Origin of the sequence: Myxococcus sp. MISCRS1, from assembly GCF_026626605.1 — a bacterium.
Taxonomy (GTDB): domain Bacteria; phylum Myxococcota; class Myxococcia; order Myxococcales; family Myxococcaceae; genus Myxococcus; species Myxococcus fulvus.
The window spans coordinates 4,690,335-4,710,026 of record NZ_JAPNKB010000001.1 but is presented as its reverse complement, the minus strand read 5'-3'; the positions used below and the strand labels follow the sequence as shown (position 1 = coordinate 4,710,026).

The window sequence follows — 19,692 nt, the reverse complement described above, 5'->3', positions numbered from 1 at the left end:
CGGGTGCTCAGTGCAGGGCGCGCTTGTCGGGTGTGTCCACGGTGAGCGGGGCGGGCTGGCGCATGAGCACCTCGCCCACGCGCTGGAGCACCTGGGTGGTGGCGCCCTCCGGGTCACGGAAGAAGTGGGGCGTCCAGAGCCGCACGAGCTTCCAGCCCTGGCCCTCGAGCACGCCGGTGCGGAACAGGTCCCACTCTACGCGGTCCGCGGCCTTGGGGTAGCGGGTGCCGTCGCACAAGAGGCCCACGGTGACGTCGCCGGGCGAGGTGGGGTGGTGCAGGGCCACGTCCACACAGAAGCCGTCGTTGCCCCAGTGCACGTCGGAGGAGACCTGGTGGCGGCGGGCCAGGTGGTGGGCCAGCGCGCGGGCGAAGGTGGAGCCCGCGTCGGTCTCGCGCTCGTGGACGACGAGCTCCCGGGGGGCGGCCTCGGGCGTGGTGGGACGCTGTGGCTGGGAGAGGGACTCGGCGAACTGGAGGTAGGCGAAGAGCAGCCAGCCGCCGTTGGGCTGCCGGCCGGGCTCCACGGGGGGCAGGGCGGTGTACGCGTCGCGAGGGATGGAGGTGACCAGGTGCACCTGCTGGCGTGCGCGGGTGACGAGCACGTTGAGGCGCCGGCCACCGCCCGCGCTGCCGAGCGGTCCGAAGCGGCGGTAGAAGCGGCCCTGTCGGTCCGGGCCGTAGGTGGTGCTGATGATGAGGTGGTCGCGCTCGTCGCCCTGGACGTTCTCCAGGTTCTTCACGAAGAGGCCCTCGAAGGAGCCGGCACCCCGGCGGGTGCGCGCGGTGGCGAGTCGTGCGGAGAAGGTGGCGTCCTCCGCGGCGAGTTCGTCGAGCACATCGGTGATGGCGTCGCGCTGGGAGAGGTTGAAGCAGGCGATGCCGATGGATGGGGGCTCGGGCCGGGCGAGCAGCTCCTTCACGAGCTGGCCCACGGCACGGGCCTCGACCTGGTTGACGCGCTTCTCATAGGTGCCGCCCACGGGGAGCAGGCGCAGGGCCGCGTGCGGCGCGCGGTGCGAGGGGTGGGCGGGGATGGCCTGGAGGCGCTTGTCGTAGAAGTGCTCGTTGCTGAAGGCGATGAGGTCCGCGTCGCGCGAGCGGTAGTGCACGTCGAGGTAGCACTGGTCGATGTCCAGGTTGAGGGCGGCGGAGAGCAGGTCCTCCACCTCGGACTGCTGCTCCTCGAAGAGGCCCTGTTCGGTCTCGGCCTCGGCGTCCTGCTGGCTCTGGACCACGGCGGACTCGAAGAAGCGCGTGGGAGGGAGCTGCTTCGGGTCTCCGGCGATGACGACGCGCCTGGCGCGCGTGAGCACGGGCAGGGCCTCCTCCAGTCGGCACTGCGAGGACTCGTCGAAGATGACGACGTCGAAGATGGGGCGGCGCGGGAAGATTTGCGCCACCGTCTGGGGACTGGCCATCCACACGGGTCGGGCGTCGAAGAGCGGGTCTCCGCCGTCGATGTCCAGGCCGGTGGCGATGACCTGTCGCACGCGCATGGCGCGCTCTCCGCGCAACATGAGGCGTCGGCGCAGCTCCGCGCCCTGGCTGTTGAGTCGACCGCCGTTGGCCGCGAGCAGCCGCTCACGCTGGCGCTGCGTCCACCGGTGGAGGATGGCGTCGCGCACGAGGCCGCGCTTCTTCTCCTCGAGCACGCGGTAGCGCGCCTGGGTGGCATGGGTGCGCTCGGCGTCGACGTGCTGGAGGGTGGAGTCCTCGCGAAGGCGCGAGGTCGCCTCGGCGGCGAGCGTGGCCTTGAGCACGGCCGTCCAGCCCGTCCGCGCGTCCGTGCCCAGGCGGGCGAGCGACTCGACCGAGGCCGCCAACGCCGGGGGCATGCCCGACAGGAGCGAGCGCAGGCGCAGCATCCCCTCCACCGTGGACAGACGTGACTGGAGCGCGGTGGCGACGGGAGTGAGCAGGGCGCCGGCGCGCAGTTCGTGCACGCGGAGGGTGAGCCACTCGGAGGAGCACAGCCCTGTCTCGGCGAGCCGCTTCTCCAGCTTCGACACGGCCGCGCCCCGGGCGGCGGAGCGTCGCAGTCCCGTCAGCAGCGCGGCGCGTGTCGCGGCGTCCGTCGTCAGGGCCCGTCGCACGGCGTCGCGGCACGAGGCGAGTCGTGGCGTCGAGTCCAGCGCACCGAGGACCTCGAAGAGTGCGGCGTGGGCGCGCAAGTCCCGGGCGAGCGTCTCATCGGGCAGGCTCGCGGAGGTGGGGACGAGGGTGGCGCGGTGGAACTCGCCCAGGAGCGCGCGAGCGCGGGCGCCAGTGAGGAAGTGACGGACGCGCTCGGCGGTGGTCGCGCCCAGGGTGAGGCCGAACTGCTGGAGCACCTTTCGCGCGCCGGCCTTCCGGGCGAAGCAGAAGAACGCGTACCACTTGCGGGCGATGCCCAGGTACGCGCCCAGCGTGGCGAGCGCGGTGGACAGCGCCCCCAGGGCCTGGGGCTGCTCGCGGTGAATCAGCGCGAGCTCGGTGTCGAGCGGGCCCTCGGAGAGCACCTGGACTTGAGGGGAGAGGCTTTCGAGCTGGGCCTTCGCGGTCCGCACCGTGTCCGGTGAGGCCGCGGCCCAGCGGGCGAGGGACTCCGGGTTCGTGGTCTCCAACACGAGGGCGAGCTGTTCGGCGAAGTGGGCGCGCGCGAGCCCCTCGGCTTCCGGCTCCGCGCCGAAGGCTGGGATGTCCGGCGAGGTGAGCGCGTCCGCGTCACGGGCCGCCTCGACGGTGGCGCCGAGTCGCTCGCGCCAGGTGGTGAGGGTCGTGGCGAGGTAGGTGGCCAGGTCGACGCCCAGGGCTTCGCGCCAGGGGTTGTCCGGGTAGCCCTCCTTGAGGGCGCGCTCGAACACCTCGCGTGCCTCGCGCTCGCGAGCGGTGACGTCGGCGAGGCGCGCGGAGGTGAGTGACGCGGTGGCGGGCGTGAGCGCCTCGGGGGACTCGAGGGCGAGCCACTGGCCCACCAGCTCGTGGAAGGACGGGGCGGAGCCATCTTCGGGGCGCGCTGAGAGGGCGTGCTCGGCGGTGGTGAGCTCGTCGTGGAGCGTCTGGAGTTCCGTGTCCACGCGGGACAGCTCGCGAGGAACAGCGGCGTCGGTGCGGGTCTCCGCCAGCGTGTCGAGCTGCTCGCGGATGCCCATGTAGAGGTCGCGCTGGTCTCGCTGGGCGTCGTGCACGACGGCGCACAGGCTGCCGAGGCCCAGGTGGTCCAGGCGGTGCTTCACCACGTCGAGCGCGGTGCGCTTGTCGCAGACGAACAGCACCCGCTCACCCCGGGCGAGATGGTCTCCGATGGCGTTGGCGATGGTCTGGGATTTTCCGGTGCCCGGAGGGCCGTGGATGACGAGCCCTCGGCGACTGCGCGCCAGGCGCACGGCGCGGGCCTGGCAGGGGTCCGCGATGGTGACGAGCCGCTCGTCCTCGGCGCGCTTGAGTCCCTCCAGGTTGCGCTCTCCGCCGCCTGGGTGGGCGGGCTGGTCGAGTGACACGTCCACGCGCAGGAAGCTCTCGATGGGGCCGGAGAAGGGCTCGCCGTCCACGAGGGCGCGCATGTCGTCCACGAGGCTCTGGTTGGACAGCGGGTACAGGCCGAGCACGGCGCTGGGGAGGATGGCGGCCTGCGTGGCGGCGTCCTCGTCCGGACGGGGCACGGCGGACAGGGCCGTCTGGGCCGTGAAGGGCTCGGGGGCGGGCAGCTCCAGCGACTTGGAGACGAGGGCGACCAGCTCGTTGACCTCGCGCCACGGGTCCTCGCCGGTCTCGTCGGCGAAGAGCTCGCCGAAGCGCTGGCCGGTCTGCTGTTCCAGCCAGGCGAGCAGGGCGGTGTTGGGGGCGACGCGGTCGACCCCTTCCTCGGCGCCCTCGAGCTCCACGGACGGGGTGCGCCCCTTCTTGAGGGTGATGCGCACGGGGACGAAGGCGATGGGGGCGAGGATGCGCCGGGTGCCGAAGCCGCGCTTGTCCTTGGGACCCGGGGGGAGCTGCAGCAGCGGGAAGCCGACGTGGAGGACGTGCGCGCCGGTGTCCTGCTCGAAGATGCGCGCGTCCTCGACGATGGCGGCGAGCTTGCGAAGGAGGGCCTGTTGCTCCTCCTCGGCGCGGGTGGGGGACGGGCGGTCGTCGCTGGCTTCGTCCTCGAAGGCACGCTCGTCGCGGATGAGCGCTGGGGCGTCGCGCTCGATGCTCACCTCGCCTTCGGGCCGGGAGGATGCGGCGAGCGCAATCGCATCATCCGCCACGGGGGTGGTGGGCTCGTCGCGGGTGTTGTCCTCGTGGCGCGTCGAGGTGCTCGCCGCACGAGGAGCGGCGGGGTTCTCGTCGCGGGTGTTGTCCTCGTGGCGCGTCGAGATGCTCGCCGCACGAGGCGGGGCGGAGTTCTCGTCGCGGGTCTTGTCCTCGTGGCGTGTCGAGATGCTCGCCGCACGAGGCGGGGCGGAGTTCTCGTCGCGGGCGTCGGCGGCCAGGCGAGCGGAGCTGGTTCTGGCGCCGCCGGGTGCGGTCAGACGCCCCTTGGCCAGGGGAGGCTTCACGGCGAGCCGGACGGTGGCCTTGTCGCCGAGGAGCGCGGCCAGCACGGCGTGAGGTGAGGTGCCGTCGAGTCGGGTCAGCGTGGCCAGGTCCAGGCGCTGGCGGCTGTGGTGGGGGCGGCAGTTGAGGCTGGGGCCGGAGGCGAGCGCGGCGTAGAGGCGCTCGAGCATCTTCTCGAGGACGCGGTTGCGGGGCTCGGACGACACGGGCGGTACCTCTCGGGAGGAGGGAGAGGGTGGGTCTACCACGTCCCCCCGAGTGGGGACCTCAGCCGGACAGTGCGGCGGCCAGGGTGCGAGCGGCGGCCTCCAGCGCCTCGGCGGGCAGGTGGTCGGCGGCAGGAGCGTCGAACACGGCGCGGCCCCACAGGCGCTGGGGTGTGCCGGCGAAGCGCGGCACCAGGTGGAGGTGGCAGTGCCGGAGCACATCGCCGATGGCGAAGGCGTAGGCGTGCTCGGCGCCGAGGACCTCCCGTTGGGCCCTCATGACGCGGGCGGCGAAGGCACCCAGTTCTCGGGAGGTCGCATCATCCAGCTCGTACCAGGCGCGGGCGTGCTGCTCGCTGGAGATGACCACCCATCCCGGCACGGGGCTGGGACCGGCGACGCCATGCAGCACGAGCCCGGGAGCGCGAGCCAGGATGCCTCCGACGGGGCGGTGCTCACCGCGAGTGATGGCGCAGCCGAGACACGGTTCATTCACATCCACCATGCGGGCAAGGTATCAGTCATCCGCTCAGGTAACGCGTCTCAATGGATGAGATTCAACCCATCAGGGTCTGGATGGACCCCGGTGTCGGACCCAGGAGGTATGTGATCGCCGGGGCATGCCGCCGAGTGGTGATGCACCCGCGACTGTCGCCTTCTTGACGGGGAGGGCCCGGGTCGGAGAGTGTCCGATGCGCGCTCTTTCGGGGTTTTGGGGCGTCAGAGCCAATCCAATACAAGGTGGGGAAGATGAAGAAGCATCTGGTCATGGCCGTGGTGCCGTTCCTGGCGCTCGGGTGTGGAGACGATTTCAAGGACGAGAACGGGGACGGAATCGCGGACGGCGTGCGTGAGCCGGACAACGTCACGGTGGTGACGCCGGCGACGCCGAAGGGGACGGTGTCGGGCCAGGTGTTGGGGACGGACCTCAAGCCGCTGGCGGATGCGTCGGTGGAGATCACGATTGGCAGCTCGGATGAGCCGCTGGCGGGGACGACGGACGCGAAGGGCAACTTCGAGTTCAAGGGTGTCCCGGCGGGCTCGCACGTGCTGCTGACGTTCACGAAGACGGGCTACGCGACGCTGCGCGCCACCTCTGAGATTCCGTCGTCCGCGGGCAACGTGCCCCTCAACAACGCGAACGTGAGCTTCGGTCCGGTGACGCTGACGCGGCTGGATGGCTCGCTTCGCTTCCTGCTGGTGACCCCGCAGGGGCGCCCCGCGGCGAACGTGCGCGCGACGCTCGAGGCGTCTCCCGCGGGCACGGTGGTCCTGTCGAACGGTGACAACACGACGGGCGTGCTGAGCACGGTGGTGGTGGAGGCGACGTCCGACGAGCAGGGCGTGCTGCTGTTCCAGAACATCCCGACCGCGCAGGAGCTGGCGCGCTTCACGAACCAGACGGGGCAGTACCGTCTGTGGGTGGCGCCGACGGACTCGAATGGCGATGGCGTCCCGGAGATCAACGGCTACGTGGAGACGTACACGGCCGCGTCCGTGGTGCAGGTCGGCACCACGCGCATCCTGAACCTGCCGGCGTCGCGTCCCACAGGGAATCCGCTGTCCGTCGAGGGCAGCAACGTGGCGGCCCTGCGCGCTGCCGCGACGATTCACCCGCTGAACAACATGGTGCGCCCGGGCGAGCCCATCTACCTGTACTTCAACCAGCCCGTGCAGCAGGGCTCGGTGCTGGCGCGCCTGACGGACGAGTACTTCAAGGAGTCGCTGCCCGTCACGGTGGCCGTGGGCAACGGTGGTTACAGCGCGACCATCACTCCGGCTGGCAACGCGATTCAGGCGGGCAAGGAGTACAATATCGACGTGCGCGCCGCTTCCGTCGAGACGGGCGAGGTCTATCAGAATCAGGCCTCTTTCTTTGGCGGCGAGCCGGGTTCTCCGGCGGCTGTAACCATCGCCGAGGCGCGCTATCAGGAGACCCTCCAGCCCACTTCGGCCCAGCGCCTGAACAGCGGCGAGACGGTGTACATCAACTTTAGCTCGCCTGTTTACCCCTCGGACGATGGTGTTGTTGAGGTGTTCTTCGAGAACAGCCTCGATGGTGACACCATTCAAGGCAACTCCGTGGGCGAGAAGGGCAACGCCCAGGGCTTCCTGCTGCAGCGTGCCGAGCCGTTCGCTCCGTATCAAACGCAGACGAACAAGCCTCCTGTGCCTGTCTTCCCCACCATCTACTCGGGATACAGCACGCGTTACTCGTTCGTCTTCTCAACGAGCATCGTGGATGGGTTGTCGCCCAGTGCGGTAACGATGGTGGTCGAGTTCTCGCAGCTTTCGCGCAACGCGAGCGTTGACAGCTACCAGAGCATCTGGGGGCAGCCGGTGGTGAACGACCTTACGGTCAACGGGATCGCGATCCAGTCCGCCCCGGTTCCTCCTCCTCCGTGATGTCGCACCCAGCGCACGCATCGTGATGTATCGAACAATGCCTCCGTCCGAGTCTGGGCGGGGGCATTGTTGTTGATAGGTGACCGTTCGCTAGCCGACGAAGGACGTTGAGCACACATCTGGACGTGGGGCGGCCCGGGTGGTCGTGACCGACAGGGCGTGCATAGATTGGGCGCCTTCGTTTCCCTACACGTGAGGCGTCCAGTCCATGAAGCCAGCATCCATCCCAGGTCTGGAGGGTCACCCAGTGGAAGAGGGCTCCCCGGGTGCCAGGTCCCATGGGGAGCGGAAGCGGGTCCTGGTCGTGGATGATTTCGACGACGCCCGGGAGATGTACGCGGAGTATCTGGAGTACGTGGGGTTCGAGGTGGAGACCGCCCGGGATGGTCTCGAAGCCGTCGCCAAGGCTCAGGAGAGCGAGCCCGACATCATCCTGATGGACCTGTCACTTCCAGTGATGGATGGCTGGGAGGCGACGCGTCGTATCAAGCAGGATTCTCGAACGCGCGATATTCCAGTCATGGCACTGACGGGCCATGTCCTGGCAGGCAATGCGGAGAACGCGCGAGACGCGGGTGCTGACGAGTTCGTCGCGAAGCCGTGTCTTCCCCAAGACCTCGAGAACAAGATCCGCAACATGCTCAAGCCGAGCAAGAATCCGCTCAAGAAGTAACGAGGATGCTGTGGACGATTCCTGGTTGGCTCTCGATGACTATTGGTTGAAGCGCAGCAGCGAGATTCGGTTTGCCTGACTTGCAACATCCACGCTGAAGCTCGTGATGACCGGTCTTCCGGCCGGGTCTAGCTCCATGCTGGAGTTTGTCCATCGGGCTTGAGAGGCCTCCATGCGGCTCCCGATGAGCTCCCAACTCTGCCCGTTCCAGCGGGTTAGATGGACCGATGTTCTACCGTTGTGCTCCTCAGCCCATGCAATGAAGGCGTTCCCGCTTGGGTCGAGACGAAGAATGGGCCTCAGGGTGTCACCGGCGGAGTTCGTTGGGATCTTGAACCGGAAGGGGATTCCCAGTTGGGTCCACGTAAATCCGTTCCATCGATGAACGTAGATGTGCTGCGTATTCTGAGGTCCCGCTCCAGACCAAGCCACCCAGGGCAGCCCTTCCGCTCCAAGCTGGAGGGAAGGATTCCTTCCTTGGTTGGTGGGGTGGGAGAGGACATTAAGTTTTCCTCCCAGCACAGCCCAGGTAGTGCCATTCCAACGATTGACATAGACGTCGCCAAAGTCCCCGTTCCCTGCTTCGACCCATGCGACAACATGCCGTCCATTGATTTCCAGTTGAAGGGATGGCCCTACTGGAGTGAACGACCCACTACTTGGCTGGATCGGGGCGCCGACAAGCTCCCATTCGGTGTTGTTCTGGAGATGAACCTCAAGGCGGGTGGGATCGAACGTGGAGACGGCAACTCCGAGTTGCATGGCCGGGCCGAGATGAAGTGAGGCCGGTGCGGGTGATTGATTGACGGAGAGAGGGGCTCCGAGTCCCACCCACTGATCTTCGACTTTGCGATAAATGTCGAACCGTTGGTTGTTGGGGGTGCTGACTCCCATGAAAGTAGTTCCATCGCGGTGCTGAATCAGCGGATGGCCGAAACCGAAATTACCCGTGATGACGGGGGCCTTTGAGAGAGGAACCCAATCCGCCCCGGTCCACTGGTGTACAAACAGCTGGAAATTGCTTGTATGACTGAGGATAGGGTGCCCTGATGCGTCCAGAGTCATGTTGACGAGGGGCGTGGGGTTGCCTGTCGACAAGGTGAAGGTGGATTCCAGCAGCAGCGCCGGTGCGGTCCAGGACCACGCCTCGGAAGGAACGACGAGAGCGTTCCCCGCGTAATCCGTGATGCCTTCTGTCAGTTCCGTGGTCACCGTACTGGGCACCGGTACGCGTTCAACCGGAGTGAGAGTCAGCGTCAAACCATCGACGGAGAGCTGCCTGGACGCTTCGTGTGGCTGCTCGTTCACGAGGAATCGCACGTGCTCCGCCAGGAGTGTCGCTTCCAGGATGGGCTCAGAGAATGTGACGGAGATGGCTTGAGCGACCGCGACGTTTTCGGCTCCCGGCGATGGCGTGCGTGCGACGACGGTGGGTGGGGTCCTGTCGACGACGACAGTATGAACCTCCGACTCCATGACCTCCGTGCCACGAGTCACGCGAACCTGGAGTGTATGAGGCCCTTCGGGACTCAGAGTCGTGTCCCAGTCCAGCAGGTAGGGAGCCTGCAGGGTTGCGTAGGTCGCCTGATCTACCAGCAACTCGACGCTGTTCGGCTCTCCCTGAACTTCAAGAGCGACCTGGACCACTCCACGCGTGTACGAGAGCCGCTCGGGCGAGAGGACACGTACACCCAACGACGTCGGTGCGCCCCCATCCGTGCCTGCGTCGGCCCCCTGAGTCTGCCCTGAGTCCGGCGTACCCGAGTCAGGAGACGCTGGGTCTGGCTCGACGAGCTCGATGTCCGGGATGGAGATGCAGGCTGACGCGAGGGCAAGAAACAGGGCGAGGGTGAGAGAGAGTCTCATGGTGCCTTGAGTTGCAGAACGTGTTCCATCCTCGCACGAACATGTCGGTATTCCCGCCGTGCTGTGATGCATGTCTGGAGCGTTGGCTCAGACCTGTGTCCACGGGCTTGAGGGGTTCCTCGAACACCCGGTCTGGCCCGTGAGATCCACCATCCAGGAACGGGCGCCCCCAGCTGGCCTGCGCTCACTGCCAACCACCCGACACTGTCCCGCCCCTTCGCGCGTTGTCCCGTCCTTTCGGACGGGGGAAGGGGTTGCCGCTGGACGTCCGGATGCCTAGCCCGTGGGAGTGGGCACCCCCGCCACCTTCCGGCCGCCAGACTCGTGGACTCCTCCGGAGGAGTTCGACGAGTACCGAATCGTTCGGCCCATCGGCCGGGGACGCACGGGGCGGGTGTACCTGGCCCAGGACACCCTGCTCGAACGCCCCGTGGCGGTGAAGTTCATCCCCGCCCTCGGCCCCAATGCCCTGGCGCGCTTCCTCGTCGAGGCCCGCGCCGCCGCCCGTATCCAGCACCCCAACGTCGTCACCCTCTACCGGGTGGGACAACTCGACGAACAGCCCTACCTCATCTCCGAGTTCATCCGCGGCGTCAGCCTGGACCGGCTCGTCAAACCCCTGCGCTGGGAGCGCGTGCTCGCCATCGGTCGGGACCTCGCCCGGGGCCTCAGCGCCGCCCACCGCCGGGGTGTCCTCCACCGCGACATCAAGCCCGGCAACGCCGTGCTCACCGAGAGCGGCGCCGTGAAGCTGCTCGACTTCGGCCTCGCCAAGCTGCTCGACGGCGCGGTGGGCGACGAGGTGCCCTCTCCTCGCACCACCACCCCACCCGAGCTCCCCATGGACCTGGACCCGGAGCTCAACCCGCACTTCTCCGCCCGCTCGCTCGACGGCGTCTTCCTGCCCTCGCTGCCCCAGGGCGCCCTCGTCGGCACGCCGTACTACATGTCCCCCGAGGCCTGGGCCGGCGAGGACCTGTCGGCCCGCAGCGACGTGTACTCGCTGGGCATCGTCCTCTACGAACTCTGCGTGGGCCGGGGCCCCTACCGCGACGTCGTCTGGCGCGAGCTGCCTCACGTCGTGCGCACCCAGGACGCCCTGCCCCTGGGCGAAGTCTCTCCGCAGGTGGACCCGACCTTCGCCGCCATCATCGACCGCTGCCTGCGCCGCGAGCCCTCCGAGCGCTTCGCCTCCGCCGCCCAGCTCCTCGAGGCCCTGGAGGCCCTGTGCCGCGAGGACACGCCCACCCACGTCCCCGAGGGCAATCCCTATCGCGGCCTGCGCGCCTTCGAGGCCGAGCACCGCGCCCTCTTCTTCGGCCGCCGCCGCGAGTGCCGCGCCGTGCTGGAGCGCCTGCGCGGCGAGTCCTTCCTGCTCATCACCGGCGACTCCGGCGTCGGCAAGTCCTCCCTGTGCCTCGCCGGCATCCTCCCCGCCGTCGTCGATGGCGGGCTCGAGGACGGCCGTCGCTGGCACACCGTCCGCCTGGTCCCGGGACGCAAGCCCCTGGTCGCGCTCTCCGCCGCGCTCGCCGCGCTCCTCGCCACCGAGGAGGAGCTCCTCGCCGAGGCGCTGCGCGCCGAGCCCGCGTGCCTCGCCCGTCGCCTGCGCGCCCGTCTGGGCGCCCGTGAGGGCCTGCTCGTCTACGTGGATCAGCTCGAGGAGCTGGCGACGCTCGCCGAGCCCAACGAGGCGGCGCTCGCGGGACAGGCCCTCGGCAGCCTCGCGGAGGGGGCCAGCGGGGTGCGGCTGCTCGCCTCCAGCCGCAGCGACTTCCTCACCCGGCTCACCGCCGTGCCCGGCCTGGGCGCCGAGGTCCCCCGCGCGCTGTACCTCCTGCGCGCCCTCACCGCCGAGGAGACCCGCGAGGCCGTCACCGGCCCCTCACGCGTCAAGGGCGTCCGCTTCGAGTCGGAGTCCCTCGTCGACGCGCTCGTCACCGCCGCGGCCGAGGGGGGCCTGCCGCTGCTCCAGTTCGCGCTCGCCGAGCTCTGGGAGGCCCGCGACACGAAGACGCAGATGATCACCCAGGCCGCGCTCGATTCGATGGGTGGCGTGGCCGGAGCCCTGGCCCGACACGCGGACGCGGCGGTGGAGCGCCTCTTGCCAGACCAGCGCGTCGCGGCGCGAGGCGTCCTGCTCCGACTCGTCACCGCCGACAGGACCCGCGCGCGCAAGACGGACCGCGAGCTCGCCGGAGACGACCCGCGCTACCAGGCCGCGCTCGAGGCCCTGGTCCGCGCGCGCCTGCTCGTGGCGCGCGAGGCCCCGGAGGGCACGTCCTACGAGCTGGCCCACGAGGCGCTCCTGTCGGGCTGGGACTCGCTCGCGCACTGGCTGACCGAGGCCGCCGAGCGGCGCGAGGTCCAGGCGCTGCTGGAGACGGCCGCGGCCCACTGGGAGAAGCACCACCACTCGCGCGAGCTGCTCTGGGGCTCACGTCAGCTCTCCGAGGCGGCGGTGCTGGACGTGGCCGAGCTCAACCGCCGCGAGCGCGACTTCCTGCGCGCCTCCCGCCGCACGCTCATCCGCAGTCGCGGTCTGCGCCACGCGCTCGTGGTGGGCTTCGTCCTCTCGCTCGGCCTCGTCTACGGGGGCCTCAAGCTGCGCGAGCGCTGGAGCCTGGAGCGTCAGGTGCGCGCGGAGCTCGAAGAGGCGCGCAAGTCGCTCGAGTCCGCGCTGGAGACCAAGGACCTGCTCCACTCCGAGCGCTCGGAGGCCTTCCGTCTCTACGGCAGCGGCCAGAAGCCCGAGGCGGAGCGGCTGTGGGGCAAGAGCGTCGCGCGCGCCGCGCAGGTGCGCCATCGCTTCGATGGAGTCGCAGGACGACTCGAGCGGGCCCTCGCGCTCGCGCCCGAGCGGCCCGAGGTCCGCGACGCGCTCGCCGACTTCCTCTTCGAGCGCGCCCTGTGGGCCGAGCAGGACGGAGAAGTGGCCATGGTGCCCACGCTGCTCCAGCGCCTGCGCCTCTACGACGCGCACGGTGAGCGCTGGCGGCGATGGACCGCGCCCGCCCGACTCACCCTGGGCGTCGCCGCGCACGACGTGCAGGTGGAGCTGCGTCCGCTGACGCGCGACACGCTCGGCAACGAGCAGCCCGGTGAGCCGCTGCCGCTGGAGTCCGAGCCCTGGATGGACGTCTCCGTGCCACCGGGCGCCTATCGGCTCACGTTGCGCGCGCCGCACCACGAGGCCGTGACGCAGCCGCTGCTCCTGCGTCGCGGAGAGGCACGGCGACTGGAGTTGCGCCTGCCGCGCGAGGGCTCGATTCCCTCGGGCTTCGTCTTCGTTCCCCCGGGCGAGGTCCGCTTCGGCAGCGCCGCGGACGCCAGCGTGCGCGAGTTCTTCAACGCGGTGCCGCAGCACGCGGTGCAGGTGCCGGGCTTCCTCATCGCGCGGCACGAGGTGACGTACGCGGACTGGCTCGTCTTCCTGGAGACCCTGTCCCCCGAGTCACGCGCCGCGCACAGCCCCCGCGTGGGCACGGGGGGCTATGCGGGGCACCTCGCGCTGGACCAGGTGGACGGTGTCTGGCGGCTGCGCTTCCAGCCCGGCAACGTGCCCTACGAGGCCCGCGCGGACGAGCCCATCCGCTACGCGAACCGCACCCGCCGCGGGACGCAGGACTGGCTGCGCTTCCCGGTGAGCGGCATCTCCTTCTCCGACGCGGAGACGTACGTGTCCTGGCTGTCCTTCAGCGGAAGGGTGCCGGGGGCGCGGCTGTGCTCGGAGCTCGAGTGGGAGCGCGCGGCGCGCGGCGTGGACGGACGCGAGTTCCCGCACGGCGACAGGCTGGGCCCGGACGACGCGAACATCGACACCACGTACGGCAAGCAGCCCGGAGGCTTCGGCCCGGACGAGGTGGGCAGCCACCCCGCGTCCCGCAGTCCGTTCGGCGTGGATGACATGGCGGGCAATGTCTGGGAGTGGACCCGCTCGTGGCTGGAGCCGGGGCGCGCGGTGGCGCGAGGTGGGAGCTTCGCGTTCGCGGCCACCTCCGCGCGCTCGACGAACCGCGAATTGCCCGAGCCGTCGTTGCGCGACGTGACGATGGGCCTGCGCGTGTGCGCGGACCTGTCCGCACCCAGGCCGTGAGCCTGCCCGGATGTGGGGCCGGGGAGTGGCCCGGCACAGGACGTTGGAAGCGCCCGTTCACCCTGTCGTGCCTGCTCGCCACCCCCTCGAGGGTGGGACGATTGTCGTGGGGTCATCACTCCTCCTTGCGAGCGGGCAGGCTCCTGCGAACCTTGTGTCCAGTAGCGCAGGGCCGGGGAGGGTCGGGGCATGGTGGCGAGGCGGATGGTGGGGGCGATGGTCATCGCCTGCGGGCTTTGGGGTTGTGGAAGCGCGGTGGAGGTCGAGGAGTCCCGGACGCTGGGGACCCAGGTGGCCGGGTTGTCGTCGCCCAACGGGCGCAACCTGAATGGCCGCAACCTCAACGGGCGCAATCTCAACAGCACGGAGCTGGGGCAGATGCTGGTGTCGGTGCGCTTCGCGGGCGCCGAGCGCGCGGACGCGGGCGCTCCCGCGCTGTCGGACACGTGGCTGGACGGCAGCGTCCTCCACGGCGCGACGTCGCAGGGCGTGGTGTCCGGGATGGACTTCCTCGGGGCGCGCTTCGTGGGGGAGCTCGGGAGCGGGGACACGGTTCCCCTGCGCATCGATGACATCCAGCCGGCCACGGGCGCGAGCGCGGATGTCTGGGTGTATCGCGTCTCCTACTACGCGGCCGACGAAGGGGCGTGGAAGCCCGCGTGCCAGGCGGCGGATGGCTCGGCGCTCGGGGCGATTGCGCTGACGGGGCGCTGGGACTACCGGCAGGGCGTGGCGGGCGGCGGCGCGAAGATCGAGGACGCGCAGGCCTTCACCTTCGCGTGCGAGGGCGCGGCCCTGGCCAAGTGCGTGCGCTTCGGCTACCGCCCGTGGGCGGGCAGCGTGAATGGTCAGAGCCTGGGCGAGCTGCACCAGGCCTGCACGCGCATGGTGCGCGCGGACTTCTGTGGCGACGGCACGTCGTATACGACGGATGGGAACTGGGTGAACCTGTACGACGCCGCGGGCGTGCAGCAGGACACCGAGAGCTGGAGCCTGGAGGCGGAGTGGGACGCGGCGGGAGCGCGCTGCCGCTCGCAGACGACGCGCGCGGGGACGCAGGCGGTGGCGTGCGCGTCGGGCACGGTGGTCCCCACCTGTGGCCCGTCCTCCAGCTTCGAGACGGGCGGCACGCTGCTGATGAGTGAAGTCCCGGTGGCGCCGTAACCACGGACACGAAGGGCGCGGCATCCGCTCGGTGAGGCTGGCTGCCCGCTGTGCCCGGGAGCAGGCGGCCTGCCTTTGTCTCCTGGGGTGGGCGACACGAGAGGCCGACTTCCGGAGGCGAGGGGCCGACACCACGTTTAGCCGGCCCGCCAGGGGCAGGGGAGGGACTGGCGGAGGACGGAGACGCGCGGTGAGACGAGCCCGACGGATGAGAGGGACGGTCGCTGGCGGAATCAAGGGGGTGCTGCTGGCGGCGGCCTGCGCGGTGGCCGGATGCAAGAAGGGCTCGGAGGAGGCGGCCCCTCCGGCCCCGCCCGTGCTGACCTTGGGACAGGAGAACGTGGCGCGCGTCCAGGCGAGCGAGCTGCGCTCCGGCCCCGGCATCTCCGGCACGCTCCAAGCCCGCACCGCGGCGGCGGTCCGCGCGCAGGTGGGCGGCACCATCCTCGACCTCAAGGCGCAGCAAGGCCAGGTGGTGAAGCAGGGCCAGGAGCTGGCGCGCATCGACGACGCGACGCTGAGGGACCAGGTCATCGCCGCGCGCACCGCGGTGGCGACGGCGCGCAATGCCTTGCAGGTGGCCGAGGCCGAGCAGGAGCGCAGCGCGAAGCTGGCCCAGGCGGGGGTCATCACCCAGCGGGACTTCGAGCGGGCCCAGCTCTCCGTGGCGCAGGCGAGGGGGCAGCTCGCGGAGGCGCGCTCGCGCTACGCGTTGGCGCAGGAGCAGTTGGGACGCACGCGCGTCGTCGCGCCCTTCGCGGGGGTCGTCAGTGAGCGGCAGGCGAGCGCCGGTGACGTGGTGCAACCCGGTGCGCCGTTGTTCACGGTGGTGGACCCGCGCACGTTGCGCCTGGAGGCCTCCGTGCCGGCGGCGAACCTGGACCAGGTGAAGGCCCGGACGCCCGTGGAGTTCCGGGTCACCGGCTATGGGAACCGCGCGTTCACCGGGCAGGTGGAGCGCATCAACCCGGTGGTGGACCCGAACACGGGGCAGGTGCGCATCTACGTCGCGATTCCGAACACGAACCTGCAATTGCTCGCGGGTCTGTTCGCGGAGGGACGCGTGGCCTCGGAGTCGGTGCGAGCGCTGGCGGTGCCGCTGGACGCCATCGACGACGCGGAGGGCAAGCCCTCCGTGCTGCGCGTGCGCGACGAGAAGGTGGAGCGCGTGAGCGTCACGCTGGGACTGCGCGACGACGTCGAGAAGCGGGTGGAGGTGCGCCAGGGACTCCAGCAAGGAGACGTGGTGTTGCTCGGCTCGGCGCGCGATGAGGTGAGCGAGGGCATGCAGGTGAAGGTCGCGCCGCCGCGTGAGGGGGACTCGCCGCGCGGGGACGAGGGCCCGGGCGTCGGCGGTGGTGGCGCGCAGCAGGGCGAAGGCGCCGCGCCCAGGTCACCACCGGCCGGGCGCGACGACGGTGCAGGTCCCACGCAGTCACCGCGAGGCTCCACCGAGGGCGCGACGCAGCCCACGCCCTGAGCCCACGTCGTTCCTTCGCCTCCTGTCGGGAGTCACCCCGTGTTCATCTCCGATTTCGCCATCAAGCGGCCCATCGTCACCATCACCGCCATGGTGACGCTGGTCGTCTTCGGCCTCGTCGCCTTGTGGCAGCTCGAGACGGACGAGTTCCCCGACGTGCAGGCGCCCGTCATCGCCGTCACCATCGTCTACCCGGGCGCCTCGCCCGACACGGTGGAGCGCGAAATCGTCGAGCCCATCGAGGACGCCATCTTCGCCATCAGCGGCGTCGACCCGAAGGAGACGACCGCCACCGCCACCGACGGCCTGGCCACCTTCACCGTGTTCTTCGAGTTCGAGAAGGACATCCAGGAGGCCTCGCAGGACATCCGCGACGCCATCTCCAGCAAGCGCGCGGACCTGCCTCGCGAGATGGAGGAGCCGGTCCTCACGCGCTTCGACCCCGCGGATGCACCCATCGTCTCGCTGACGCTCACCTCGGAGCGGCTCGATGTCGCGGCGCTGTCGCGCGTGGCGGACCCGCTGGTGGTGGGTGAGCTGCGCTCGGTGCCGGGCGTGGCGCAGGCGGACGTCGTCGGCGACGTCGAGCGGGAGATGACGGTGCAGCTCAGGCCCGAGGCGCTCCAGGCCGCGCGCGTCTCGCTGGCGGAGGTGGTGCAGGCGCTGCAATCGCAGAACCTGGCCGCGCCCGTCGGCCGCATCAACTCGCCGCTCGGGGAGGAGTCCATCCGCCTCAAGGGGCGCCTGGAGAACGTGGACGAGTTCCGCGACATGGTCGTGGCCACGCGCGACGGGCAGGTCATCCGGCTGAGGCAGCTGGCGGATGTCTTCGTGGGCTCCGAGGAGCCCCGCACGCTGGCGCTCTACGACGGCGCGCAGGCGGTGGGCATCGACGTGCTGAAGTCGAAGGGCTACAGCACCACGGAGGTCGCGGACGCGGTGCGAGCGCGCGTGGAGGCGCTCCAGAAGAAGCTGCCTCCGGACGTGAAGCTGGCCATCGTGCGCGACGCGGGCGTGCGTGTGGAGAGCGCGGTGGAGAACGTGCAGTCCGCGCTGGTGGAGGGCGCGCTGCTCACGGTGTTGGTGGTGTTCATCTTCCTCAACTCGTGGCGCTCCACCGTCATCACGGGGCTGGCGCTGCCGGTGAGCGTGCTGGCGGCGTTCATCAGCGTGTGGGCCTTCGGCTTCACGCTCAACACGATGTCGCTGCTCGGCCTGACGCTGGCCATCGGCATCCTCATCGATGACGCCATCGTGGTGCGCGAGAACATCGTCCGCCACATCGAGATGGGGAAGGACCACTACACGGCGTCACGCGAGGGCACATCGGAGATTGGCCTCGCGGTGTCGGCGACCACGTTCTCCATCGTCGCCGTCTTCGTGCCGGTGGCCTTCATGTACGGCGTGGCCGGCCAGTGGTTCAAGCCGTTCGCGCTCACCATCGCCTGCGCGGTGCTGGTGTCGCTGTTCGTCTCCTTCTCGCTGGACCCGATGCTCAGCGCGTACTGGGCGGACCCGCAGGTGGAGAAGGGGGCTCGCAAGGGCTTCATCTCGCGCATCCTCACGCGCTTCAACGACTGGTTCGACCGGCAGGCGGACCGCTACAAGCGCGTCATCGCCTGGGCGCTGGACCACCGGCTCATCATGGTGCTGGTCGCGGTGGGCTCGCTCGTGGGCGCGCTGGTGCTCCAGGGCACCGTGGGTGGCGCGGGCTTCGTGCCGGTGAGTGACCGCTCGGAGGTGGAGCTGCTGGTGGAGACGCCGTCCAGCTCCAGCCTCGAGTACACGCGGCGCAAGGTGGAGGAGGTGACGCGCATCGTCCGCGCGCACCCCGAGGTCGCCTATACGTACAGCACCATCGGCGTGCCGCTGCCGCTGAGCGCTCCGGGCGTGGACCAGGCGTTGGTGTACGTGAGGCTCACGCCCAAGGCGGACCGTGATTTGAGCCAGGACGCGCTCGGCAGCAAGCTGCGTCAGGAACTCGCGGCGGTGGGGGGCGCGAAGGTGTCTGTCTTCACCTCGGGCTTCGGCGGGGCGATGAAGCAGATCCAGCTGGAGCTGCGCGGGCCGGACCAGAAGACGCTCACGCAGCTCGCGCAGCAGGTGCAGCGTGAGGTGGAGCAGGTGCCCGGCGCGGTGGACGTGGGCCTGTCCACGCGAGGGCAGAAGCCGGAGCTGGTGGTCGACCTGAATCGAGGGCTCGCGGGTCAGCTCGGGGTGACGGTGGGGCAGGTGGCGCAGGTGCTGCGGCCGGCCTTCGCGGGGCTGGATGTGGGCGACTGGGTGGACCCGATTGGTGAGACTCGGGATGTGATGGTGCGCCTCGCGCCCGAGGCGCGGGACAATCCGGATGACCTGGCTCGGCTGCCCATCCTCGTGGGCGCGGTGCCGGGAGGGACGCCGCAGTTCGTCCCATTGGGACAGGTGGCGGACATCCAGCAGGCGCTCGGCCCCGCGCAAATCACGCACCTCAACCGCGAGCGGGTCATCAACGTCCAGGCGAACGTGCAGGGACGCTCGTTGACGGAGGTGATGCGGGACATCCAGGCGCGGGTGGACAAGGTGCAGATGCCCGCGGGCTACGAGCTGACCACGGGCGGTGAGTCCGCGGACCAGGAGGAGGTGTTCTCGCGGGTGTTCATCGCGCTGGGTGTGGCGGTGATGCTGATGTACCTCATCCTCGTCATCCAGTTCGGCTCGTTCCTGGACCCGCTGGCCATCCTCATCTCGCTGCCGCTGTCGTTGATTGGCGTGGTGGGCGCGCTGCTGATTACCGGGGACACGCTGAACATCATGAGTCTCATCGGCGTCATCCTGCTGATGGGCATCGTGGCGAAGAACGCCATCCTCCTCATCGACTTCGCGAAGTGGTCCCACGAGAAGGGCATGCCGTTGCGCGAGGCGCTCATCGAGGCGGGGCGCATCCGTCTGCGACCCATCATCATGACGACCTTCGCCCTGGTGGCGGGCATGATTCCGGTGGCGATTGGCGCGGGCGAGGGCGGTGACTTCCGGGCGCCGCTGGGCCGCGCGGTGATTGGCGGCACGATTACGTCCACGCTGCTGACGCTGCTGGTGATTCCGACGGTGTACGAAATCCTGGTGGATGGCCGGACGTGGATGGGGCGCAAGCTGCGCAAGGTATTCCACTTCCGCGCGCCCCAGGGCCCGGGACATCAGGGCCCGCCGCAGAGTGGCGGTGGGGAGCCGCGTCCCGTGCCCCAGTCGCCGCAGAAGTGACACCGCGGAGGGGCGGTGGACCGAGGGGTCGAGGTGGAGTA

9 protein-coding genes are annotated in these 19,692 nt (G+C 69.8%); 6 read left to right on the top strand and 3 right to left on the bottom strand.

Annotated features, from left to right (window positions below):
* Positions 1-7 precede the first annotated feature (7 nt).
* Both OWM54_RS18335 and OWM54_RS18330 read right to left on the bottom strand, forming a co-directional pair.
* The gene (locus tag OWM54_RS18335; RefSeq protein WP_267698342.1) at positions 8-4,726 is read right to left on the bottom strand and encodes an AAA domain-containing protein; all 4,719 of its coding nucleotides are present in this window, start codon (positions 4,724-4,726) and stop codon (positions 8-10) included.
* A 61-nt stretch (positions 4,727-4,787) separates the two neighbouring features.
* Positions 4,788-5,231, bottom strand: a complete 444-nt coding sequence (locus tag OWM54_RS18330; protein WP_267698341.1) for an HIT family protein — start codon at positions 5,229-5,231, stop codon at positions 4,788-4,790.
* A gap of 245 nt (positions 5,232-5,476) precedes the next feature.
* Between OWM54_RS18330 and OWM54_RS18325 the strand changes: the two genes are divergently transcribed.
* Together OWM54_RS18325 and OWM54_RS18320 are read left to right on the top strand one after the other, a co-directional pair.
* The gene (locus OWM54_RS18325; protein WP_267698340.1) at positions 5,477-7,132 is read left to right on the top strand and encodes a carboxypeptidase-like regulatory domain-containing protein; all 1,656 of its coding nucleotides are present in this window, start codon (positions 5,477-5,479) and stop codon (positions 7,130-7,132) included.
* Between the two features lie 208 nt (positions 7,133-7,340).
* The gene (locus OWM54_RS18320; RefSeq protein WP_267698339.1) at positions 7,341-7,805 is read left to right on the top strand and encodes a response regulator; all 465 of its coding nucleotides are present in this window, start codon (positions 7,341-7,343) and stop codon (positions 7,803-7,805) included.
* A 39-nt stretch (positions 7,806-7,844) separates the two neighbouring features.
* Here OWM54_RS18320 and OWM54_RS18315 read toward each other — a convergent pair whose 3' ends face one another.
* Positions 7,845-9,671, bottom strand: a complete 1,827-nt coding sequence (locus tag OWM54_RS18315) for an Ig-like domain-containing protein (protein WP_267698338.1) — start codon at positions 9,669-9,671, stop codon at positions 7,845-7,847.
* A gap of 289 nt (positions 9,672-9,960) precedes the next feature.
* On the opposite strand from OWM54_RS18315, the gene OWM54_RS18310 reads away from it, so the two are divergent.
* The 4 genes from OWM54_RS18310 (at position 9,961) to OWM54_RS18295 (ending at position 19,651) form a co-directional block, all read left to right on the top strand.
* Positions 9,961-13,767 (top strand): bifunctional serine/threonine-protein kinase/formylglycine-generating enzyme family protein, encoded by a 3,807-nt coding sequence (locus OWM54_RS18310; RefSeq protein WP_267701143.1) that lies wholly within the window; start codon positions 9,961-9,963, stop codon positions 13,765-13,767.
* A gap of 189 nt (positions 13,768-13,956) precedes the next feature.
* Complete coding sequence (locus OWM54_RS18305; protein ID WP_223782289.1) at positions 13,957-14,931, top strand: ADYC domain-containing protein; 975 nt, start codon at positions 13,957-13,959, stop codon at positions 14,929-14,931.
* A 208-nt stretch (positions 14,932-15,139) separates the two neighbouring features.
* Positions 15,140-16,411 (top strand): efflux RND transporter periplasmic adaptor subunit, encoded by a 1,272-nt coding sequence (locus OWM54_RS18300; RefSeq protein ID WP_267698337.1) that lies wholly within the window; start codon positions 15,140-15,142, stop codon positions 16,409-16,411.
* 39 nt (positions 16,412-16,450) lie between these two features.
* The gene (locus OWM54_RS18295; protein ID WP_267698336.1) at positions 16,451-19,651 is read left to right on the top strand and encodes an efflux RND transporter permease subunit; all 3,201 of its coding nucleotides are present in this window, start codon (positions 16,451-16,453) and stop codon (positions 19,649-19,651) included.
* Positions 19,652-19,692: the final 41 nt, after the last annotated feature.

Excerpts from the sequence above, each read along its gene's own strand:
- OWM54_RS18330 (WP_267698341.1), bottom strand. The coding sequence starts at position 5,231 with ATGGTGGATGTGAATGAACCGTGTCTCGGCTGCGCCATCACTCGCGGT.
- OWM54_RS18325 (WP_267698340.1), top strand. The coding sequence starts at position 5,477 with ATGAAGAAGCATCTGGTCATGGCCGTGGTGCCGTTCCTGGCGCTCGGG.
- OWM54_RS18320 (WP_267698339.1), top strand. The coding sequence starts at position 7,341 with ATGAAGCCAGCATCCATCCCAGGTCTGGAGGGTCACCCAGTGGAAGAG.
- OWM54_RS18315 (WP_267698338.1), bottom strand. The coding sequence starts at position 9,671 with ATGAGACTCTCTCTCACCCTCGCCCTGTTTCTTGCCCTCGCGTCAGCC.
- OWM54_RS18305 (WP_223782289.1), top strand. The coding sequence starts at position 13,957 with ATGGTGGCGAGGCGGATGGTGGGGGCGATGGTCATCGCCTGCGGGCTT.
- OWM54_RS18300 (WP_267698337.1), top strand. The coding sequence starts at position 15,140 with ATGAGAGGGACGGTCGCTGGCGGAATCAAGGGGGTGCTGCTGGCGGCG.